This is a genomic window from Paraburkholderia sp. RL17-368-BIF-A, assembly GCF_046054045.1.
GTDB lineage: Bacteria > Pseudomonadota > Gammaproteobacteria > Burkholderiales > Burkholderiaceae > Paraburkholderia > Paraburkholderia graminis.
Genome location: NZ_JARESN010000001.1, coordinates 273,288 through 294,466, shown reverse-complemented (window position 1 = coordinate 294,466; position 21,179 = coordinate 273,288). Strand labels below are relative to the sequence as shown.

17 protein-coding genes and 1 other RNA gene are annotated in these 21,179 nt (G+C 64.1%); 8 read left to right on the top strand and 10 right to left on the bottom strand.

Annotated features, from left to right (window positions below; genetic code table 11):
- Positions 1-72 precede the first annotated feature (72 nt).
- Entirely contained in the window at positions 73-2,670 is a 2,598-nt protein-coding gene (gene clpB, locus P0D87_RS01250) for an ATP-dependent chaperone ClpB (RefSeq protein WP_006048851.1), read from the top strand.
- 195 nt (positions 2,671-2,865) lie between these two features.
- On the opposite strand, the gene P0D87_RS01245 is transcribed toward clpB, so the two are convergent.
- The gene (locus tag P0D87_RS01245) at positions 2,866-3,294 is read right to left on the bottom strand and encodes a YidB family protein (RefSeq protein ID WP_029971378.1); all 429 of its coding nucleotides are present in this window, start codon (positions 3,292-3,294) and stop codon (positions 2,866-2,868) included.
- A 228-nt stretch (positions 3,295-3,522) separates the two neighbouring features.
- A complete protein-coding gene (locus tag P0D87_RS01240) occupies positions 3,523-4,173 on the bottom strand; it encodes a ComEA family DNA-binding protein (RefSeq protein ID WP_171799836.1) in 651 nt (216 codons plus the stop codon).
- A gap of 321 nt (positions 4,174-4,494) precedes the next feature.
- Between P0D87_RS01240 and P0D87_RS01235 the strand changes: the two genes are divergently transcribed.
- Positions 4,495-4,995: a MerR family transcriptional regulator gene (locus P0D87_RS01235; protein WP_053858018.1), complete on the top strand. Its 501-nt coding sequence runs from the start codon at positions 4,495-4,497 to the stop codon at positions 4,993-4,995.
- Positions 4,947-5,378 (top strand): carboxymuconolactone decarboxylase family protein, encoded by a 432-nt coding sequence (locus P0D87_RS01230; protein ID WP_006048855.1) that lies wholly within the window; start codon positions 4,947-4,949, stop codon positions 5,376-5,378. Before P0D87_RS01235 ends, P0D87_RS01230 begins: the two co-directional genes overlap by 49 nt.
- 193 nt (positions 5,379-5,571) lie before the next feature.
- Here P0D87_RS01230 and P0D87_RS01225 read toward each other — a convergent pair whose 3' ends face one another.
- From P0D87_RS01225 to trxA, 8 genes are all read right to left on the bottom strand, one after another.
- On the bottom strand, positions 5,572-6,951 hold the full coding sequence (locus tag P0D87_RS01225; protein WP_029971382.1) for an MATE family efflux transporter: 1,380 nt from the start codon (positions 6,949-6,951) through the stop codon (positions 5,572-5,574).
- Positions 6,952-6,957: 6 nt separating this feature from the next.
- Positions 6,958-8,715, bottom strand: coding sequence for an ArnT family glycosyltransferase (locus P0D87_RS01220; RefSeq protein ID WP_006048857.1), 1,758 nt, complete (start codon positions 8,713-8,715; stop codon positions 6,958-6,960).
- Between the two features lie 325 nt (positions 8,716-9,040).
- Entirely contained in the window at positions 9,041-9,307 is a 267-nt protein-coding gene (locus tag P0D87_RS01215; RefSeq protein WP_006048858.1) for a type B 50S ribosomal protein L31, read from the bottom strand.
- Between the two features lie 205 nt (positions 9,308-9,512).
- Entirely contained in the window at positions 9,513-10,346 is an 834-nt protein-coding gene (locus tag P0D87_RS01210; RefSeq protein ID WP_053858019.1) for a M90 family metallopeptidase, read from the bottom strand.
- A 14-nt stretch (positions 10,347-10,360) separates the two neighbouring features.
- A complete protein-coding gene (locus tag P0D87_RS01205) occupies positions 10,361-11,917 on the bottom strand; it encodes an MFS transporter (protein WP_408636711.1) in 1,557 nt (518 codons plus the stop codon).
- A complete protein-coding gene (locus P0D87_RS01200) occupies positions 11,914-12,507 on the bottom strand; it encodes a MerR family transcriptional regulator (protein ID WP_053858021.1) in 594 nt (197 codons plus the stop codon). Before P0D87_RS01200 ends, P0D87_RS01205 begins: the two co-directional genes overlap by 4 nt.
- A 186-nt stretch (positions 12,508-12,693) precedes the next feature.
- A complete protein-coding gene (rho, locus tag P0D87_RS01195) occupies positions 12,694-13,962 on the bottom strand; it encodes a transcription termination factor Rho (RefSeq protein ID WP_006048863.1) in 1,269 nt (422 codons plus the stop codon).
- Between the two features lie 262 nt (positions 13,963-14,224).
- Positions 14,225-14,551, bottom strand: a complete 327-nt coding sequence (gene trxA / locus P0D87_RS01190; RefSeq protein WP_006048864.1) for a thioredoxin TrxA — start codon at positions 14,549-14,551, stop codon at positions 14,225-14,227.
- Positions 14,552-14,979: 428 nt separating this feature from the next.
- Between trxA and ffs the strand changes: the two genes are divergently transcribed.
- The 5 genes from ffs to P0D87_RS01165 all read left to right on the top strand — a co-directional run bounded on the left by ffs (position 14,980) and on the right by P0D87_RS01165 (position 21,107).
- Positions 14,980-15,078: signal recognition particle sRNA small type (gene ffs / locus P0D87_RS01185), an RNA gene on the top strand.
- Between the two features lie 323 nt (positions 15,079-15,401).
- Entirely contained in the window at positions 15,402-18,422 is a 3,021-nt protein-coding gene (gene dnaX, locus P0D87_RS01180; RefSeq protein ID WP_053858022.1) for a DNA polymerase III subunit gamma/tau, read from the top strand.
- Positions 18,423-18,500: 78 nt separating this feature from the next.
- Entirely contained in the window at positions 18,501-18,827 is a 327-nt protein-coding gene (locus P0D87_RS01175) for a YbaB/EbfC family nucleoid-associated protein (RefSeq protein WP_006048866.1), read from the top strand.
- A 363-nt stretch (positions 18,828-19,190) separates the two neighbouring features.
- A complete protein-coding gene (recR, locus tag P0D87_RS01170) occupies positions 19,191-19,787 on the top strand; it encodes a recombination mediator RecR (protein ID WP_053858023.1) in 597 nt (198 codons plus the stop codon).
- Between the two features lie 72 nt (positions 19,788-19,859).
- Positions 19,860-21,107 (top strand): CaiB/BaiF CoA transferase family protein, encoded by a 1,248-nt coding sequence (locus P0D87_RS01165; protein WP_053858024.1) that lies wholly within the window; start codon positions 19,860-19,862, stop codon positions 21,105-21,107.
- Positions 21,108-21,179 lie beyond the last annotated feature (72 nt).

Genomic DNA, 21,179 nt, shown 5'->3' with positions numbered 1-21,179 from the left:
TGAGGACAAAAAAGCGCTTGAAACCTGAATAAAACGCCTCATTTTGGTGGTAATCGAAATTGGAGGTCTCGCATGAGAATCGACAAACTCACCACTAAATTCCAGGAAGCGCTGGCGGACGCGCAGAGTCTCGCGGTCGGCCATGACAATCAATACATCGAACCGGTTCACGTCCTCGCGGCGCTCGTCGCGCAGCAGGACGGGTCCGCGCGTTCGCTGCTGTCGCGCGCCGGCGTGCACGTTCAGGCGCTGCAAACCGCGCTCGACGACGCCATCACGCGTCTGCCGCAAGTTCAGGGCACCGACGGCAATGTGCAGATCGGCCGCGAGTTGACCGGACTGCTAAACCAGGCCGACAAGGAAGCGCAGAAGCTCAACGACACGTTCATCGCGAGCGAAATGTTTCTGCTCGCGGTCGCCGACGACAAGGGCGAGGCCGGCCGCATCGCGCGTCAGCATGGCTTGTCGCGCAAGTCGCTCGAAAGCGCGATTGCGGCGGTGCGCGGCGGCTCGCAAGTGCACAGCCAGGACGCCGAAAGCCAGCGCGAGGCGCTGAAGAAGTACACGGTCGACCTGACCGAGCGCGCGCGGGCCGGCAAGCTCGACCCGGTGATCGGCCGTGACGACGAAATCCGGCGCGCCATTCAGATCCTGCAGCGCCGCACCAAGAACAATCCGGTGCTGATCGGCGAGCCGGGCGTGGGCAAGACCGCGATCGTCGAAGGGCTCGCGCAGCGCATCGTCAATGGCGAAGTGCCGGAGACGCTCAAGGGCAAGCGCGTGCTGTCGCTCGACATGGCCGCGTTGCTCGCCGGCGCAAAGTATCGCGGCGAATTCGAGGAGCGCCTGAAGGCCGTGCTGAACGACATCGCGAAGGACGAAGGGCAGACCATCGTCTTCATCGACGAAATTCATACGATGGTCGGCGCGGGCAAGGCCGAAGGCGCGATGGACGCGGGCAACATGCTGAAGCCGGCGCTCTCGCGCGGCGAGCTGCATTGCGTCGGCGCGACCACGCTCGACGAATACCGCAAGTACATCGAGAAGGATGCCGCGCTCGAGCGCCGCTTCCAGAAGGTGCTCGTCGACGAACCGACGGTCGAGGCCACGATCGCGATCCTGCGCGGCTTGCAGGAAAAGTACGAACTGCATCACGGCGTGGACATTACCGACCCGGCGATCGTCGCGGCGGCCGAGCTGTCGCATCGCTACATCACCGATCGTTTCCTGCCGGACAAGGCAATCGATCTGATCGACGAAGCCGCGTCGAAGATCAAGATGGAAATTGATTCGAAGCCCGAAGAAATGGACCGGCTCGACCGTCGGCTGATCCAGTTGAAGATCGAACGCGAAGCCGTCAAGAAAGAGAAGGACGAAGCGTCGCAAAAGCGTCTGCAACTGATCGAAGAGGAAATCGAGCGGCTCGATCGCGAGTATTCGGACCTCGAGGAAATCTGGACCGCGGAAAAAGCAGCAGTGCAGGGCAGCGCGCAACTGAAGGAAGAGATTGACAAGACGCGCGCGGAAATCACGCGTTTGCAGCGCGAAGGCAAGCTCGAGAAAGTCGCCGAACTGCAATACGGCAAGCTGCCGGGTCTCGAGGCACAGCTGAAGGAAGTCACGCAGGCCGAGGCGAAGGAGCAGAACAATCCGACGCGCCCGCGCCTGTTGCGTACGCAGGTCGGCGCCGAGGAAATCGCGGAAGTCGTGTCGCGCTCCACCGGCATTCCGGTCTCGCGGATGATGCAGGGCGAGCGCGAGAAGCTGTTGCAGATCGAAGACAAGCTGCATGAGCGCGTGATCGGCCAGGACGAGGCGATCAGCGCGGTGGCCGACGCGATCCGCCGCTCGCGCGCGGGTCTGTCCGATCCGAACCGTCCGTACGGGTCGTTCCTGTTCCTCGGGCCGACCGGCGTGGGCAAGACCGAGCTGTGCAAGGCGCTGGCGGCGTTCCTGTTCGATTCGGAAGATCATCTGATCCGTATCGACATGAGCGAATTCATGGAGAAGCACAGCGTCGCGCGTCTGATCGGCGCGCCGCCGGGATATGTCGGCTACGAAGAGGGCGGTTATCTGACAGAAGCGGTGCGTCGCAAGCCTTATAGCGTGATCCTGCTCGACGAAATCGAGAAGGCGCATCCGGACGTGTTCAACGTGCTGCTGCAAGTGCTCGACGACGGCCGTATGACCGATGGGCAAGGGCGTACCGTGGACTTCAAGAACACGGTGATCGTGATGACGTCGAACCTGGGTTCGCAGGTCATCCAGGCGATGGTCGGCGAGCCGCAGGAAGCCGTGAAGGACGCGGTGTGGACGGAGGTGAAGCTGCACTTCCGCCCTGAGTTCCTGAACCGGATCGACGACGTCGTGGTGTTCCATGCGCTCGACCGCTCGAACGTGCAGTCCATCGCGCGGATTCAGTTGCAGCGTCTGCATGACCGGCTCGCGAAGCTCGACATGCAACTGGTGGTCTCCGACGAGGCGCTCGAGCACGTCGGCAAGGTCGGCTACGATCCGCTGTTCGGCGCGCGGCCGTTGAAGCGTGCGATCCAGCAGGAGATCGAGAACCCGGTCGCCAAGCTGATTCTGGCGGGCAAGTTCGGTCCGAAGGATGTGATTCCGGTCGAACTGGAAGACGGCAACCTCGTGTTCGAGCGCGTGGTGCATTGAGCCACACGTCACGAGCGGTCTCACGCGCGGTAACCAAGCGCGCGTAGATGGCAAAGCGGCAACGAAGGTGACTTCGTTGCCGCTTTTTTTTGCTGCTCCGTGGCCGGCAGGAGTGGTTCGCTTGCTTCAGCGGTCCGCTCGGTGCGTCGAGGCGCGCTTCAATCGCTCATGCCGCTCGCGCCAGCCCGATTTCGCTTAGGCCGTGCCCTTGCCGAACAGCGCCGACAAACCGCCGAGCGCGCCCAGCACGGTCGTTGCGTTCAGCTTGCCTTCGGCGGGCACTTCGCCTTCCGGCGTGGCCGCGTTGACCACGTGCGGCAGAATTTGCGCGAGCAGGCCGGTGACCTGATCCGGTTGCACGCCGGCTTTCGCGGCGAGGCCGGCGACGGCGTCGGAACCGAGCACGCTATGCAGCGCGTCGGCGGCGATCGGCTGATTCTCGCCGTTGCTGACCCACGACGATGCGACCTCGCCGAGGCCCTTTTCCTGGAAGCGCTGGATCAGGCCGTTCAGCCCGCCCGGCTGACTGTTGACGAATTCGAGTGCGGCTGTGATCAGCGCTGCCTGGCCGCCGCCTTCGGGCGATTTACCGACCAGGGAACCGAGGGTATCGAGTAGGCTCATGATGGGTCTCTCTTGAATGCCGGCACGTCGATGACGGGCCGGCGGGTGAGGCGCCGCGCGGCTGCGCGGCGTCGAGGGGAAAGAAGGTAGTGCGTGCGGTGCGGTGGTGCCCGTGGTGCGCCAACTGTGCCGGCTGCACTGGGTGCGCCCACGGCGCAAACATCGCTGCGCGGCGCACTGCCTTGCTGTTCGATCAATGTCCGACACGGTTTGCATCGGACGGGTTCTTCATGCGCCGCCGGAAGCCGCCGCTGCCGACGCGGCTTTGCTCTTCTTCGCTTTCTTCTTCGATGCTTTGGCGCCGGACGCGTCGGCCGGCGCGCTCGCGGCCGTGGCGGCGGTGGCCGTGGTTGTGGCGGTAGTAGCAGTGCCCGCAGGCGCCGATGCCGCTGCAGCCTCCTTAGCCTTCTTCGACTTGGATGACTTCGAGGACTTCGACGCCTTAGCACCCGAAGCATCCGCAGGCGTGGCCGGCGCCGCGGTTGCCGGCGTTGTGGCCGCGGTCGCGGTCGTATTAGCCGCGGGCGCGGCCTTCGTCTCCGTCGGCTTCGTGGCCGCGGACGGCGTGGCCGCAGGTTTGGCGGCCGCTTTTGCGCCCGTAGGCGGCGTCGACGAGCCGTTGATCGTCAGGCCCGCCGCTTCCAGATTCACGACCGACTTGCTGCCGATGCCCTTGACGCGCGCGGCCAGATCGTCGGCGTCCTTGAACGGGCCGTTCTTGCTGCGTTCTTCGATGATCGCCTTCGCATGCGCGGGCCCGATGCCCTTGACCGATTCGAGCGCCGCCTGGTCGGCGGAGTTGACTTCCACTGCTGCCGCGAATCCGGCCGACAGCGAGAACGCGAGAGCAACGCAAAGCATCACGAGCTTTTTCAGCATGGCAAGCACTCCATTGGGGGCAAAAAGTTAGCCGGAAACGGGCGACGCATCGCTCAGCAGGCGCTGCGCATAAGCATAGGACAAATGCGCCCCTTTATTTGCGAACGCCGACGATTTATACCGATCGATTGATGGCAAGTAAATCGCCATGAACAATCTTTAAACCTTTTGCCTCGATATAAGGCGGTTGTGCGCCGATTGCTCACATCGTCCGCGCGCGCGTGGCCGTGTCGACGAATGAGCGGCAATAAACGACAGCGCGAATGACAGCGCGGCGCGCTTGACTTAGAGTGCACTCGAAGTCCTAACCTGAGTCCTGTCATGTCGAAAACGTCGAACGCACTCACCATCGGGCAGGTCGCCGAAACCATCGGCGTCTCCACGCACACGCTACGCTATTACGAGCAGGCCGGGCTGATTCGCGCGGTCGGCCGCACGCAGGCGGGGCATCGCCTGTACTCGCCGGCCGACCTCGACTGGCTGCGGTTCTTGATGCGCCTGAAGGCGACCGGCATGCCGATCGCCGGCATGCAGGCCTTCGCGGCGCTGCGGGCCGAGGGTCAGCAGACGATGGGCGCGCGTCGCGACCTGCTCGCCGCGCATCGCGATGCGGTGCTGGCGCGGATCGCCGAGTTGCAGACGAACCTCGGCGCGATCATCGACAAGATCGCGTATTACGAAGGCGAAGCGGCCGGCCAGACGCCCGCGGCGGGCGGCCGGACACGGCGGATCGACGACACGTCATCCCTATCACACTCGGAAAAGGACTCACCATGGACCACGCACAAAACGACCGCTACACGCAAGGCTGGAACAAGCTGAGGGAAATCGACGGCTCGGCGGGCGAGCAGGTCATCGCCGCGCTCGCGCCGATCGCACCGGACTTCGCGCGTCTTTTGATCGAATTCGGTTTCGGCGATATTTACAGCCGTCCGCAGCTCGATTTGCGCGCGCGCGAAATTGCGACGATCGCTTCGCTTGCCACGCTCGGCTGCGCGCAGCCGCAGTTGAAGGTGCATATCGAAGCAGCGCTGAATGTCGGCTGCTCGCGCGAGGAAATCGTCGAAGTGTTCATGCAGATGGCGTTGTATGCCGGCTTTCCGGCGGCGCTGAACGCGCTCTTTGCCGCACGCGAGATTTTCGAGCGGCATGATCGGGAGGCGGGAGGGGCGGAGGCGCGGGTTGAAGCGGCGGATGCGGGTTGAAGCGGTGGATGCGGGCCGCGTATTTGAGCGGCTGCGTTTAGTCGTCGCCTGGAACCGGCGTTCGGAACCTGCGCTCAACACACGCACTGCACCTATGCCCGGCCCGCCCGCGCCCGGTACGGGGGGCGGACATAGAAACAATCCGCGCTTTCAACCAACCGCACCGCAGTGCGACCGCCCGCGACTTCCACCATCAAACCCCAGCATCCGCCCGCAACGCCGCGGCCGCGCGCACGTGCCGCCTGCTGACCACTCGCCAGTAAAGCAGCAAGCCGATGCCGGCAATCGCGAGGCTCGCGGTATTGGCCACCCAGAAGCCGCGTGCGCCGGTCAACCACGGCGGGATCGTGCCGCTCACATTGAAGCCGAGCAGATAGCCGCCGCCGAGCCCCACGCCCCATAGCGCCACCGCGTAGATCACGGTCGGCACGACCGCGACCTTGTACGCGCGCAGCACGAACGCGGTGGTGATCTGCAACGCGTCGAACGCGTGGTAGCACACGACGATCAGCACGAGCGGCATCGCCGCGGCCACGACTTGCGCATTCGGCGTATAGCCTTCGATCACATACGGGCGCAGCGCGAGCACGATGACGCCGTAACAGCAGGCGATCGCGACGGCCATCATGATGCCGTGCCGCGACAGCGTGCGCGCCGCTTCCGGGCGATGCGCGCCGAGCGCCTGAGCGACGAGCGTCGACGAAGCAATGCCGATCGACAGCGGCGTCATGTACAACACCGCGCCGATGTTGCCGGCGATCTGATGCCCGGCGAGCGTCGTCGTGCCGAAGCGCGCGATGAAAAGCGCCATGAACGTGTACGACGTGACTTCGATCAGATACGACAGTCCCATCGGGATGCCGAGCCGCAACTGCGCCGCCTGGCGCCGCCAGACCGGCCAGCAAAAGCGCCGGAAGATCGCGAAGGGCGTGAACACGTCGACGCGCGTGAGCAGCAGCATGCCGACGAGCGCGAGCGCCCAGTTAATCAGGCTGCTTGCCAGCGCACAGCCAGGACCGCCGAGCGCCGGCACACCGAGACCGCCGAAAATAAACCACGTATTGAGCGGCACCTTCAGCAACAGGCCGCCGATCTGCAGAATCATCACGAGCCGCGGCTTGCCGACTGCATTGCTGATCGAACCGTAAACGCGAAAGACGAGGCCCGCAGGCAGACCGAACGCGAGTATCCGCAGATACGACACCGTGCGCTCGTGCAGCGCCTCCGGCACGCGCGCGAGCTTCAGCAGATGGCCCGGAAAGAACAGGATCAGAAAGCCGATCACCGTCAGCGCGAGCGCGAGCCACAGCGCCTGGCGGATCTCCTCGCCGATCTCTTCATAGCGGCGCGCGCCGTAGAGTTGCGCGGTGATCGGCTGCAGCGCCGTGAGAATGCCGGTCAGGCCGATGTACACCGAAATGTAGATGGACGAGCCGAGGCCGAGCGCGGCGAGATCGACGGCCGAATAACGGCCGACCATGGCCGTGTCGATCACGCCGAACGCGATGATCGCCAGTTGGCCGATCAGCACCGGCCACGCGAGCGCTGCGATTTTCCGTAGGTCGGCGAGCATCGTCGTTCAGTCGGCTTTCTTGTGCCAGCTGCGCCGTTTGACGACGGGCGGCTTCGGCCGGTCGATGCGGACATACAGGCGGAAGCGTTCGTCGCGGTCGGCCGCACGGCGGCCTTCCCACACGAGCTTCCACACGAAGTTGGACATTGCGCTCGGCTCGCCGTAGTCCTGCGTGTCCTGACGCAGAATCACGTCGCAATCCTCATTGAACGCGAAGTGCATGTCGCCGAAATACGCGAAGGTCGCGATCTGCGCATTGCCGAGGCGCACCGGCGATATGCAGGTGTAGTCGTCGGGCAGATGGCTCGAGATCTGCTGGGCCACGTCCTTATATGTCCGGCTGTAGTTGACGACCGGCAGCCACAAGGTCATGAGCAGCACCCACATCAGCGTCGTGCCCGCGCTGGAGAGCACCACGCTGCGCCACAACACCTTCGGATGGCGCGCGAGACGCCATTGCACCAGCACGAACCAGCACACGGTCACCGCGACCGCGCAGACGAACGAAAGAATCTTGAACTGCGGCGCAAAGCCCGGCGCGAGGCGCGCGAGATTGCGCGCCAGCGGGTGCGGGAAACCGGTCAGCCCGGCCACATAAACGAGCCACACGAAGCTGCCGAGAATCGTGAAGCTGAGCAGGGCGAACCAGTCGATCGCGTTGATTGCGCCGCGCTTGAGCGTAGGCAGCGCGAAGGTGGCCAGCACCGCGAGCGGCGGCAGCAGCAGCATATAGAGCCGGTTCGACTGATGGCTTTGCAGCACCACCAGCACGAACAGCGGCCCGATCACCGAAAGGGGAATCGCCACGTGCGGCCCGCGGCGCAGCCCCGACCAACTGAACCATGCCCATAGCGCGAGCGGCCACGCGGGCCACGTGAAGAGCGGCAGGTTTTTGAGCGCGTAAGCCGCCACCGAGCCAGGCGGGCCGGCGAACGAGCTCAGGCTCACGTGCACCCACTGGTTCAGATACCAGACGGCGTCGACGGGAAACGCGGCCAGTGCGGCAATCGGCCATGCGACCGACAGCCCGAGAGCGATTGGCAGGCCCGCCAGCAGCAGCCAGCGCGAGCGCGTTTCGCGCACGATCAAGGTCATCGCGAGCGTGCCGAGCAGCAGCGCGCCGACCAGCACCGGGCTGCTCGCGAGCGTCACGAGGCCGAGTGCGAGGCCCCAGATCGAAGCGCCCTGAATCGGCTTGTCGATCATCCGCACGAGGCCGTACACGAGCATCGCGATGCCGACGAATTGCGCGAGTTGCGGCGTCGTTTCGTGGCCGCGTTCGGCGAGGCCGAAGCAGGCGAGCAGGATCAGCAGGGCGCCGTCGGCGAGCGTGCGGCCGTAGTCGCGCGGCTCCGGCTCGCCGCCGAATGCGTATTTGAACGGCTGCACTTCGGCGCGCCGCCCGAGCAGGTAGGCCGCATACCAGACGAACGCGCAGCCCGCGCAGAACAGCAGCCCCGTGAAGACGCGCGATGCATTGCTCGCGTCGACCCACGGCGCCAGCACGCGGATCGCGATCGCGCCGAGCCAGTAGCCGAGCGGGCCGTCTTCAGTGAGGTATTTGCCGACGAGGTTCGGCAGCAGCCAGTCGTGCGCGCTGCCGTTCGCCATGGTCCACATCACGCCGAAGCCGGCTGCGTCCTCGTTCTTCCACGGATCGCGGCCGAACAGGCCGAACGACGCGTAGACGATACAGATGGTCAACAGCAGCCAGCGTGGCAGCGCACTGGTCGCGGAGGCAGTGAGGCGAACGACAGGTCTCATGCGGTTTGGGATAGTGGATAAGCGAAAGCCGTCACCGGACTACCTTCCTGCCGGCGATGGCCCGATTGGAGCATCCGGCATTGTAGTCGGGCGGCACTGTGCGCGTCACGGCAAGTAATCGCGTGCAACGGGGCTGCAATCGGCCCGCATAGGCGCTCAGGCGCGAGTTGCGCGATGCCGCTCGTGAGCGCGATGGGCGCGTGAGCATAACCATGCGACGCAAGCCGCCCGTGCGCAGGCGACAAAAAAGGGCAGCTTGCGCTGCCCTTCCTTTTCGCTGCACCGCTGCCGGCCGAAACCGGCGAAGCGGTGATCAAAGCGCGTATTACTTTGCTGCTGCCTTGCCGGTAGCGCGCGAGCCGAACTTGTTGCGGAACTTCTCGACGCGGCCTGCCGTGTCCATGATCTTTTGCTGGCCGGTGTAGAACGGATGCGATTCCGACGACACTTCGATCTTGGCGAGCGGGTACGTCTTGCCGTTGAATTCGGCGGTTTCACGCGTCTGGATCGTGGAGCGCGTCACAAACCTGAAGTCGTTCGACACGTCGATGAACAGGACTTCGCGGTAATTCGGGTGAATGCCTTCTTTCATGATCTTTCCTTAAATCTGGCGGTAGCCAACCCGCGTGAGGCCGCTGTTGCGCGGACCGCATTTAGGCGCGAGCCACTTGCCTATGGTCGAAAAACGGCGATTATGCCAGAAAATCAGTCGCTTGACGAATCTGACGAGGTTTTTTGACCGCTTTCTTGACCCCTTTCTTGACCCCTTTCGCCTGAATTCAGCCGTTATTCGCGGATCACGGTGCGGCGAACGTCAGACCGGCTCGCGCCGGGTCCTGGCGGTAATAGCGCGCGAGCAATCTGTACAGTTCCGGATACTCCGCCTCGAAAGCATGCGGCTTGACGAAGAGCGCTTCGCTGCATACCGCGAAGAATTCCGACGGATGGTCCGCGGCGTACGGATCGATCAGCGACTCGCGCTCGAAGCGCGTCCAGCGCCGCTGCGGCACGGCGTCGACGCGGGCGCAGAACTGGTCGTAGGCGGAATCGAACACGTCCGCCCACGCCTCTGAGTCGAGCGGCGCATGCCAGCGGCGCACGAGCGGCGGATGGCCGTCCGCGTCGCCATTCAGCATGTCGATCTTGTGCGCGAATTCGTGGATCACCACGTTGTACGCGTCCGTCCCGTCGGTCATCTGCGCGTCTTCCCACGACAGGATCACGGGGCCGCCTTCCCATGCTTCGCCGCTCGCGTCGTGCTCGACTTCGTGGACGACGCCGTCTTCGTCCTCGACGGTCTTGCGGATCACGAATTCGCCCGGATAGACGATCACGCCGACCCATCCGCGATACAGGTCGAGGCTCAGATTCAGCACCGGCAAGCACGCCTGGGCCGCGATCGCGACGGTCATCGCGTCGGTCAGTTCGAGCTCGTGCGCGGTGGAGAACTCCTTTTGCGCGATGAAGAGGCTGCTCAGTTCGCGCAGGCGCGCGAGGTCCGGCGCATCGAGATGCGCGAGGAACGGCAGGCCGTCGAGCGTGGCTTGCCACAGCGTGTCGCCGATCGCATAGTCGCGCAGCGCGCGCTCGCGCCGGCGTGAGCCGAGCCATCCAGTGAGTTTCGAAAGCATGGGCGATGAAACCGTTAGTCGATCTGTTTTTGCAACGCGGCGAAAATCCCGCCGCATATCGCGATGCCGATCAGGAAATAGAAGCCGTCCAGCGAACTCAGAAAACTCGCCTGCCGCGCCACGGCCCGGCTGATCTCGACGACGGCAAGCGAATGCGCGTCCGAAGGCGAATGTCCGGCCGCCGAAAACGCCCGCGTGAGCGCGGCCAGCGAGTCCTGAAACACCGGATTGTACGGATTCACGAACTCCGCGAGGCGCGCTTGATGCAACGCCTGCCGATGCTGCTCGACGATGATCACCGACGCCGTCGCAAACGAGATGGTCAACTGGCGCACGACATTCTTGAGCCGGTAGCCGTGCGAGAACTCTTCTATCGCGAAGATTCTGAGCGTGAGGTTCGCGACCGGCAGCACGATGAACAATAACAGCAGGCCGCGCAACAGCAGCGGTCCCGCGAGCGCGGCCTCGCCGGCGGCGGGCGACATGCGCGTCATCCACGCGGCCGTCAGCGCGGCGATCGCGAAGCCCGGCACGATGATCCACTTCTTGCGCGTGAGCAGCTTTGCATAGCGAAGGTAGACGAAGAGCGCGCTCGCCGAAATCAGCGACGTGACGCCGACGAGTTGCCCGGCATTCTCGACCGGATAACCCAGCCCGCTTTCGAGGAAACGCGACACCAGGTAGCTGAACGCGGTCGACAGGTAGTAGTAGAACATGTAGAGCACGAGGCCCACCTGAAACACCTTTTCGCGCAACGCATGCAGACGCATGAGCGGGGCGGGGTGATGCCACTGGTGATACGCGAACCAGCCGAGCGCGGCGATGCCGGCGACCGTCAGCAGAATGAGACCGGGCGACGCGCTGAACAACTGGAAGCGCACTTGCTGCATCACGATCTGCAGCGCGCCTTGCGCAAAGGCAAAGATGATGTACGGCCAGAAATGCGCCGAACCACGCTCTTCGGGCAGACGGTTGCCCGCGTCGGGCAACGCGGCGAATGCAAGCATGGCGAACAGCGCGCCCACGGGCGCCGTGCATGCAAAGAGCGCGCGCCAGCCGAAATACCCAATCAACTGACCGCCGATCAACGACGCCAGCGCGCTGCTCAACACGATCAGTATCAGGAACGCGCGGGTTGCGGCGGGGCGCTCTCTGGGTGTGAAGCTCATCTGGATCAGAATGCGGCAGGTGCCCATCATCGGGCCAATGAAGTAGCCCTGAAAGCCGCGCGCAAACGCAAGTTCAACCGACGATTCGCTGAGCGCGGCGGCCACCGCGCCGGCCGCGTAGAACAACATGCAGCCTGCCACATAGCGCCGGTAGCCGAAACGCTCGACCCACCATTCCTGCTGCAGGATACCGAGCACAGCAGCCACGGCATACGCGGTCGAAGCCCAGACGAGTTCATCCGGCGACGCATTCACGCCGCCGGCGATATAGCTCGCGAAAAACGAAAAGACGGAATTGTCGAAGTAGTCGAGGCCGGTGACGACCGCGAGCACCCACGGGAAAAAATCGCCACGCAGCTTGTCGGCACTGAGCCAGCCTGCGTGAGCCCGCGATGTGTTCATGACCGCTCGCGCGACGCCGAGGCACGCGGTTTTTTGGCGCGTTTTGCTGTGGGCTTGGCTGCGCGTTTTGCGTCGGCCTTGGCGGGTTTAATGGCGCTCGCTGTTTTACGCGCGTTGCCGTTTTTCGTCAGCGCGTTGCGGCGCTGCTCGAGCAACGCGTCCGCATTTTCGCCGGCCAGACGGCGCTGCAGATAGTCGAGATCCGGGCTCAATTCGTCGCGCAGTTTCTGCGCTTCCTTCAGCTCGCGGCGCATGGCTTCGATACGCGCGTTCAACGCGTCGACTTGTGCCGCCAAGGCGCCATGAATCTGCTGCAGCGATTCCGTCGAAAAGCGGTGTTTGCCTTCCACCGGTTCGAGCGGCCGTTTCAGCATTTCGGTGATGCCGTGCAGCGAGAAACCGAGCGAACGCAAACGCAGGATGCGCCCGAAGCGCGACAAATCGTCCTCGTCGTAGAGACGGTAGCGGCCTTCGCTGCGCGTCGGCGAAACAAGCCCGCGCTCCTCATAGTACTTCAGTGTGCGCGGCGTGACGCCGAGGCGCTCGGCGGCATCGGCGACGGTCAGCAGGGCAGGCGGCTCGGTCGGCATGAGCGGTGGCGTTCGGAGTGGCGGCGGGGTGATTGTACTTCAACCTGTACGTTCACGTACAGGTTGGCCGATGCGACCCGAAACGCTGCCCCTATACGCTCACGCAAAAACCGCCGGACGAAAAAAAAACCGCTCGTCGGCGACGAGCGGTTTTCACATCCGATGCTGCGTTGGTCGGCAAACAGCTTAGCTGCCGCCGCCACGACGCATCATGTCGAAGAATTCGGAGTTGCTCTTGGTCTGGCGGATCTTGTCGAGCAGGAATTCCATCGACTCGACTTCGTCCATGTCGTGAATGAACTTGCGCAGCACCCAGATTTTCTGCAGCACTTCGGGCTTGATCAGCAGTTCTTCGCGACGCGTGCCGGACTTGTTCAGATTGATCGACGGATACACGCGCTTCTCGGCGAGGCGGCGTTCCAGGTGCACTTCCATGTTGCCGGTGCCCTTGAACTCTTCGTAGATCACGTCGTCCATGCGGCTGCCCGTTTCGATCAGCGCCGTGCCGATGATGGTCAGCGAACCGCCTTCCTCGATGTTGCGCGCCGCGCCGAAGAAGCGCTTCGGCCGTTGCAGTGCGTTCGCGTCGACACCGCCCGTCAACACCTTGCCCGAAGCCGGCACGACCGTGTTGTATGCGCGTGCGAGACGCGTGATCGAGTCGAGCAGAATCACCACGTCGTTTTTCATTTCGACGAGGCGCTTGGCCTTTTCGATCACCATTTCGGCGACCTGCACGTGACGTGCGGCGGGTTCGTCGAACGTGGATGCGATCACTTCGCCCGCCACCGAACGCTGCATTTCCGTCACTTCTTCCGGACGTTCGTCGATCAGCAGAACAAACAGTACGACGTCGGGATGGTTCTGCTTGATCGCGTGCGCGATGTGCTGAAGCATCACGGTCTTGCCGGACTTCGGCGACGCGACGAGCAGGCCGCGCTGGCCCTTGCCGATAGGCGCGATCATGTCGATGATGCGGCCCGTGACATTTTCTTCGCCGCGCATTTCACGTTCGAGCAGCAGCACCTTGTTCGGGTGCAGCGGCGTCAGGTTTTCGAACATGATCTTGTGCTTCGAGGCCTCCGGCGGCTGGCCGTTGACCTTGTCCACCTTCACCAGCGCGAAATAGCGTTCGCCGTCTTTCGGCGTGCGTACTTCGCCTTCGATCGTGTCGCCCGTATGCAGGTTGAAGCGGCGGATTTGCGACGGGCTGATGTAAATATCATCCGTGCTGGCGAGATAGGAGGTTTCCGGCGAACGCAGGAAGCCGAAGCCGTCCGGCAGCACTTCGAGCGTGCCGTCGCCGAAAATCGTGTCGCCCGTTTTGGCTCGTTTTTTTAGAATGGCGAACATCAATTCCTGCTTGCGCAGGCGGTTCGCACTTTCGATCTCGAGGCCATTGGCCATCTCGATCAATTCGGACACGTGCAGAGTCTTAAGCTCGGATAAATGCATACGGAGAACCCGCAGGAGAAGGTGCGACGAAATGGAATCTGGGAGGAGAAGTGAGCGGAACCGCTCAAGGACTTACACGTCTTTTCGACGTTTTGCGGATTCTAGCATAGCACACGCCAGTTTCCGCCAGTGCGCCGGCGCGGCATCTTTCTTCTTCGAAACGTTGCCGGCTGACAACAGCACGGCAAGCCAGGACAGCAAGCAGAACAACGCGGGCGCGCGCGGGTCCGGGCGGACCGCGCGGCGCACCCGCGCCGCTGTTTTACAGGTTGCCGTCGAGGAACGCGGTGAGTTGCGACTTCGACAATGCGCCAACCTTTTGCGCGGCGACCGCGCCGTTCTTGAACAGGATCAGCGTGGGGATGCCGCGCACGCCGAACTTGACCGGCGTCGACTGATGTTCGTCGACGTTGATCTTGGCGATTTGCAGGCGATCGGCGTAATCCTTGGCGACTTCGTCGAGGATCGGCGCGATCATCTTGCACGGACCGCACCATTCAGCCCAGAAGTCGAGCAGCACGGGTTTATCGGATTTCACGACGTCCTGTTCGAACGATGCGTCGCTAATATGCTTGATTTGTTCGCTCATTGTATGAATACCTCTATCGGTTCGAGGCCCGCCTGAATTGCTCGCCACGATACGTCAAAACCTGGGGAAACTTCCGTTCGCTTAGCCGCACCCCGAGCCCCGCTGCCGGCGCCTGAAAAGTACGAGACTTTCTGGCTTCGGCAAAGGGCCCGCGTTTGCGGGTCATCCGTACGGCAGTTTAGCTTAATTCGCTATGCGTTGCCGGGGGCGATAGTAGTCATCACAGGCAGTGGGGCCAACGGCTGCCGATGAAGTGCCACCGTATTTCATCAACTGCGACGTAGCCTATGTGGAGGCTCGGCGGACAAACTCAAGTGAGCGGCGCGCGCGTCGCGATGGAATCGCCGGGTTCGCGATTCGGCGTGTGCTTGCCGGTTTGGTCGTATTAACAGTCGCACAAAGCGCCACGCGATGATAGAATGTTTCGTGACGGGCCTCCTCGCATGGAGGGATGGTCAACCTGGTCAGGTCGGGAACGAAGCAGCCACAGCCGTTTTCCACCAGTGCCGAGGGTCAGGCTCGTCACCTTCCTCTTTCTGTTTGTCCTGCTTTTCTCCCCCTTGCGTTTGCCGACATTGCATCTGCTTCAGATGCCGGTTCGCTTTGCTTCGTCCGTTCGCTTCGCAAGCGTGCTCGCGGTGTCTTGGCCCTTGGCCTTTGCCGCGCGGCGGTGGGCGTACTCTCTGCACAACGCACGCAACGCGCACGGACCCGCACGCAACCCGCACTGCGCCCCGCGCGACTATTTTTTTCTATCGTTCCATTAGCCGCTTTCAATCGAGGGGCGACGCGCGTTCGCGCGGCCAGCCGAATCGGTTTTGCGCGGCATTGTTACTGATACAATTTCCGGATGACCTATCAAGTTCTCGCACGCAAATGGCGGCCGAAGGATTTCGCGTCGCTCGTCGGACAGGAGCACGTGGTGCGCGCGCTCACGCACGCGCTCGACGGCGGCCGTCTGCATCACGCCTATCTGTTTACCGGCACGCGGGGCGTCGGCAAGACGACGTTGTCGCGCATTTTTTCCAAGGCGCTCAATTGCGAAACGGGCGTGACGTCCACGCCGTGCGGCGTGTGCCGGGCGTGCCGCGAGATCGATGAAGGGCGCTTTGTCGATTACGTCGAGATGGACGCGGCGAGTAATCGCGGCGTCGACGAAATGGCGGCGCTGCTCGAGCGCGCGGTGTACGCGCCGGTCGACGCGCGCTTCAAGGTCTACATGATCGACGAAGTGCACATGCTGACGAATCACGCCTTCAACGCAATGTTGAAGACGCTCGAAGAACCGCCGCCGCACGTCAAGTTCATTCTCGCCACCACCGATCCGCAGAAGATTCCGGTCACGGTGCTGTCGCGCTGTCTGCAGTTCAATCTGAAGCAGATGCCGGCCGGCCATATCGTCTCGCACCTCGAACACATTCTCGGCGAAGAGAAAGTGCCTTACGAGGCGCAGGCGTTGCGTCTGCTCGCGCGTGCCGCCGACGGTTCGATGCGCGACGCGCTTTCGCTGACGGATCAGGCGATCGCGTACTCGGCGAATCAGGTCAATGAAGAAGCCGTGCGCGGCATGCTCGGCGCGCTCGATCAGAGCTACCTGATTCGCCTGCTCGATGCGCTCGCGCAGGGCGACGGCGCAACGGTGCTCACGATCGCCGACGAAATGGCGCTGCGCAGTCTGTCGTTCTCCACGGCGCTGCAGGATCTCGCGAGCTTGCTGCATCGGATTGCGTGGGCGCAGTTCGCGCCGTCGTCGGTACTGGACGAATGGCCCGAAGCCGGCGATTTGCGGCGTTTCGCCGAGACGCTCAGCGCCGAGCAGGTGCAGTTGTTCTATCAGATCGCGACGATCGGACGAAGCGAGCTCGGCCTCGCGCCCGACGAATACGCGGGCTTCACGATGACGCTGCTGCGCATGCTGGCTTTCGAGCCGGCGCCGACGGGCGGCGGTGGCGGCGTCGGCGGCTCTGGTGTGCAAGCCGGGCAGGCGGGCGCGGGTGGATCGAAGCGGGCGGGCGCGCCGGCGGTGGCCGCGCAGCCACGCGCGTTGGCTTCGCCTGGGAGTGTTGCGTCGATGGGCGGGGCGGGCAGGGCGGGGGTGGGCGGCGTTGCTGCGGCTGCGTCCCCGGTTGCGTCGCCGGTTGATGAGTCGCGAGATGTGGCAGCTAAGGTGTCTTCCGAACCCGCTGCGTTAGCCGAGCCGGTTCGTCGAGCCGATTCGATGGAGCCCGCTGGGCGGGATGCGCAGTCCGCAGCGGGGCAGGATGGCGGGAATGCAGCGGAGCGTGTGGGGCGCGGCCTGGCGCACACAGCAGCGGCTGCGGCGTCTGAGTCAGCTGTCGAGGCCGCCTCTTCGTCAGTGGTAGAGAGCGCAGAATTGGAGCGATCGGCGGCAAGTGCTCCGGCGTCCGCGCCGTCCAGCGCAACGCCTGCCGCAGCGCAGGCCGCTGCCGCGCCGCCGTTGGCACCGTGGGAGGACGCGCCGGCTGAGCCCGTAGCTAACGGATCCGCGGCCCCGGATGCACCGGCCGCACTTGCATCTGCATCCGCCAGCACCGCCTCTTCCGATGCGGCGCAGGCCTCCACCGCGCGGCCTTCCGACGCGGCGCAGGTATCCGCCGCCGGATCATCGGAAGCGGCATCCGCCACCGGATCTTCGGAAGTGGGGCAGGCATCCGCCACCGCATCTTCTGATGCCGGACAGGCGTCTTCTGCGCCGACACCTTTGAATACGGCGCAGCCGTCCGCACCCGACACAGCAACTACCACTGCATCCGACTCCGCCTCCACCGACACAAAGCTCGCCGAGGATGCGCCTCCCGCCGCATTGAACCCGCCCGCCGCCGCCGCGTTCGCACGCGCGAGCGAAGCGGTCGATCAAGCCGCAGGCCACAACGCCGCCGCAGCCGAATCTGAAATGCCGCCGCGTCGCGCGGGCGGTGCGAGCGCAGCGCTCGACGTTCTGCGCAGCGCCGGGTTGAAGGTATCGTCCGATCGTGGCCGCGCGAGTGCCGCCACGGCCGCGAAAACCGCGGCGCCGGCAACACCGAAGCCAGCCGCGCCACGCGTGGTAGTCCCCGTGCCCACGCCCGGCGCGCCGCGCGGCGCTGCTGCGCAGCAGCCGCCCGCGTCGACCGTGCGCGCGTCAGCGCAATCGGCTCAGTCGACGCAGCCACCGCAACCAGCGCAACCAGCACGATCAGCACAATCAGCGCAATCAGCGCCCCGCAACGACGCGCAGCAAAACGGCTCGCCGGTTCCGCCGTGGGACGACATGCCGCCCGACGACTACATGCCGCTTTCCGCATCGGACGACGGCTACTACGGCCCGCCCGACGACAACTACATGCCCGTGTTCGACAGCGGCCCGGACGACGTCCGCGTGAACGCGTCGGCACCGTCCGCACCGGCACCGGCCGTCGATCGGCGTCCGCTGCCGTCCGCCGTGCCGCTCGACCCGCTGGGCTTCAACGGCGACTGGCCGGCGCTCGCCGTCGATCTGCCGCTCAAGGGCATTTCGTATCAGCTCGCGTTCAACAGCGAACTGATGGCGCTCGAAGGCAACACGCTCAAACTCAACGTGCCCGTGCCGCAGTACGCGGAAACCTCGCAAGTCGCGAAGCTCAAGGCGGCGCTCGCCGACAAGCTCGGCCAGCATGTCGACGTGGTGGTCGAAGTCGGCCCGGCCCGCCGCACTGCAGCCGCTCACGACGCCGCAATGCGCGCGCAACGTCAGCAGGAAGCGGAGCGCGAGATCAGCGCCGATCCGTTCGTGCAGTCACTGATCCGCGAATTCGACGCGAGCATCGTGCCGGGCTCGATTCGCCCGATTACTCCGGACGCCGGCCAGAACGGCGCGTCCCAGGTTCACTGATTCGCCGCGCCGCTGAACGCAAGCACATTAAAAGCGCGCCCGATTCCGAATTTCACGCTATCAAGAAGGAGCATTTCCATGATGAAAGGTCAACTCGCCGGGCTGATGAAACAGGCTCAGCAGATGCAGGAAAACATGAAGAAGATGCAGGAGCAGCTCGCTCAGATCGAAGTCGAAGGGCAGTCGGGCGCCGGTCTCGTCAAGGTGACGATGACCTGCAAGAACGACGTGCGCCGCGTGTCGATCGATCCGAGCCTGCTCGCCGACGACAAGGACATGCTCGAAGACCTCGTCGCCGCTGCATTCAACGACGCTGTTCGCAAGGCCGAAGCGACCGCGCAGGAAAAGATGGGCGGAATGACCTCGGGCCTGCCGCTGCCGCCCGGCTTCAAGCTGCCGTTCTAAGCGACGCTTCGACGCGACGCGACGCGGCAAACTGGCAACGTCGTCTGCCGGGCGTGCACAAAGCGGCTGAGTAAAGAGGGCCGACGCAGAGCGCGGCACGCGTCGAACTCGTGGTCGGTCCCACCGCGCGATGCCTGACCGTGCGCCTGGCGAGAGACGAGCGCGGACGCGCCTGGTTGCGCATCGTTGCCGTTTGCTGCCGCGCGCTGTCTGACCAGACTCGCCGGTGAAGAGCCGCTCCATGCCACCTGCCGGCAGATCGCCACGCGTAGCTTTGCCCGCTGAAACAAGCTCGTACCACGTTCGCAAAAAACGCGTTCCAATCCGCATTCCCGGGCCTCACTCACCTCGACGCCGATCCGCATGAAACAACCTTCCGCCTTGTCGGCGCTCGTCGAAGCGCTGCGCGTGCTGCCTGGAGTCGGGCCGAAGTCCGCGCAACGCATGGCATACCATCTGATGCAGCACGACCGCGACGGCGCCGAGAAGCTCGGTCGCGCGTTGCTGTTCGCGACCGAGCATCTGCAGCACTGCGAGAAGTGCAACACCTTCACCGAAGCGCAGATCTGCGAAGTGTGCCTCGACCCGGAGCGCGATCCGACGTTGTTGTGCGTCGTCGAAACGCCCGCGGACCAGATCATGCTCGAGCAGACCATGACCTATCGCGGCCTCTACTTCGTGCTGATGGGGCGTCTGAGTCCGCTCGACGGCATCGGCCCGAAGGAGATACATTTCGACCGGCTGGTGAAGCGCGCGTCGGACGGCATCGTTAAAGAAGTCGTGCTGGCCACCAACTTCACCAACGAGGGCGAGGCCACCGCGCACTATCTCGGGCAAACGCTGAAGGCGCGCGGTCTGGCCGTCACGCGCCTCGCCCGCGGCGTGCCGGTGGGCGGCGAACTGGAATACGTCGACGCGGGCACCATCGCGCGCGCGATGCTCGACCGCCGCTCGATGTAGCGGCAAGCCGCACGAGTGGGCGCCAGCGCTGCCGCCGAAACAGCCAAAACAGCAAAAACAGAGAAGGAGACTATGAGCGCAACTCCCGATTCGGGCGCGAACGGCGCGCCGCAAAACCCACCCGGCGCTGGCCCGCTCGCCGGCGTCAAAGTCCTCGAGCTCGGCACCCTGATCGCCGGCCCATTCGCCGCGCGCTTTCTCGGCGAGTTCGGCGCCGACGTCATCAAGATCGAAGATCCGAAAGGCGGCGATCCGCTGCGCAAGTGGCGCAAGCTTTATCCGGAAGTCGGCGGCACGTCGCTCTGGTGGGCCGTGCAGGCGCGCAACAAGAAGTCCGTCACGATCAACCTGAAGGCCGAGGAGGGCAAGGAGATCGTGCGCCGCCTCGCGCGTGAAGCAGACATCGTCGTCGAGAATTTCAGGCCTGGCTTGCTCGAAAAGCTGGGGCTCGGTTACGACGTGCTATCGGCGGAAAATCCGGGACTCGTGATGGTGCGGCTCTCCGGTTACGGCCAGACCGGGCCGTATCGCGATCGGCCTGGCTTCGGTGCGATCGCCGAGTCGATGGGCGGTCTGCGTCATATCACCGGCTATCCGGAATTGCCGCCGCCGCGCATCGGCATTTCGATCGGCGATTCGATTGCGGCGCTGCACGGCGTGATCGGCGCGTTGATGGCGCTGCATCACAAGCAGGTGAACGGCGGCAAAGGTCAGGTCGTCGACGTCGCGTTGTACGAGGCCGTCTTCAACATGATGGAAAGCGTGGTGCCCGAATACGGCGTGTACGGCATGGTGCGCGAACGCACCGGCGCGTCGCTGCCGGGCATCGTGCCGTCCAATACGTACCCGTGCCGCGACGGCAGCATCGTGATCGGCGGCAATAGCGATCCGATTTTCAGGCGGCTGATGATCGCCATTGAACGCGAGGATCTCGCCAACGATCCCGCTCTCGCACACAACGACGGCCGCGTGCCGCGCACCGAGGAAATCGACGCGGCGATCGCCGAGTGGCTCGCGCCGCGCACCATCGACGAAGCGCTCGCAGTGCTCAATGCCGCCGACGTGCCGGTGGGGCGCATCTACAGCGTGGCCGATATGTTCACCGATCCGCAGTACCTCGCGCGTCAGATGATTCAGCGCTTCAAGTGGCAGGACGGCCGCGAGATCACGCTGCCCGCGGTCACGCCGAAGCTCTCGGCGACGCCCGGCGAAACGCGCTGGCTCGGCCCCGAACTGGGTGAACATACGGATGAAGTCCTGCAGTCGCTAGGTTATGATGCAGACCACATCGCAAGGTTGCATGCGCAACAAGTTGTGTGAGTGCGGCGTGAGAGACATGAGCGCTATGTGAGCCATGTGACCGACACATGAACGCCGCGCACGCACGCACAA

Excerpts from the sequence above, each read along its gene's own strand:
- clpB (WP_006048851.1), top strand. The coding sequence starts at position 73 with ATGAGAATCGACAAACTCACCACTAAATTCCAGGAAGCGCTGGCGGAC.
- P0D87_RS01245 (WP_029971378.1), bottom strand. The coding sequence starts at position 3,294 with ATGAGCCTACTCGATACCCTCGGTTCCCTGGTCGGTAAATCGCCCGAA.
- P0D87_RS01240 (WP_171799836.1), bottom strand. The coding sequence starts at position 4,173 with ATGCTGAAAAAGCTCGTGATGCTTTGCGTTGCTCTCGCGTTCTCGCTG.
- P0D87_RS01235 (WP_053858018.1), top strand. The coding sequence starts at position 4,495 with ATGTCGAAAACGTCGAACGCACTCACCATCGGGCAGGTCGCCGAAACC.
- P0D87_RS01230 (WP_006048855.1), top strand. The coding sequence starts at position 4,947 with ATGGACCACGCACAAAACGACCGCTACACGCAAGGCTGGAACAAGCTG.
- P0D87_RS01225 (WP_029971382.1), bottom strand. The coding sequence starts at position 6,951 with ATGCTCGCCGACCTACGGAAAATCGCAGCGCTCGCGTGGCCGGTGCTG.
- P0D87_RS01220 (WP_006048857.1), bottom strand. The coding sequence starts at position 8,715 with ATGAGACCTGTCGTTCGCCTCACTGCCTCCGCGACCAGTGCGCTGCCA.
- P0D87_RS01215 (WP_006048858.1), bottom strand. The coding sequence starts at position 9,307 with ATGAAAGAAGGCATTCACCCGAATTACCGCGAAGTCCTGTTCATCGAC.
- P0D87_RS01210 (WP_053858019.1), bottom strand. The coding sequence starts at position 10,346 with ATGCTTTCGAAACTCACTGGATGGCTCGGCTCACGCCGGCGCGAGCGC.
- P0D87_RS01205 (WP_408636711.1), bottom strand. The coding sequence starts at position 11,917 with ATGAACACATCGCGGGCTCACGCAGGCTGGCTCAGTGCCGACAAGCTG.
- P0D87_RS01200 (WP_053858021.1), bottom strand. The coding sequence starts at position 12,507 with ATGCCGACCGAGCCGCCTGCCCTGCTGACCGTCGCCGATGCCGCCGAG.
- rho (WP_006048863.1), bottom strand. The coding sequence starts at position 13,962 with ATGCATTTATCCGAGCTTAAGACTCTGCACGTGTCCGAATTGATCGAG.
- trxA (WP_006048864.1), bottom strand. The coding sequence starts at position 14,551 with ATGAGCGAACAAATCAAGCATATTAGCGACGCATCGTTCGAACAGGAC.
- dnaX (WP_053858022.1), top strand. The coding sequence starts at position 15,402 with ATGACCTATCAAGTTCTCGCACGCAAATGGCGGCCGAAGGATTTCGCG.
- P0D87_RS01175 (WP_006048866.1), top strand. The coding sequence starts at position 18,501 with ATGATGAAAGGTCAACTCGCCGGGCTGATGAAACAGGCTCAGCAGATG.
- recR (WP_053858023.1), top strand. The coding sequence starts at position 19,191 with ATGAAACAACCTTCCGCCTTGTCGGCGCTCGTCGAAGCGCTGCGCGTG.
- P0D87_RS01165 (WP_053858024.1), top strand. The coding sequence starts at position 19,860 with ATGAGCGCAACTCCCGATTCGGGCGCGAACGGCGCGCCGCAAAACCCA.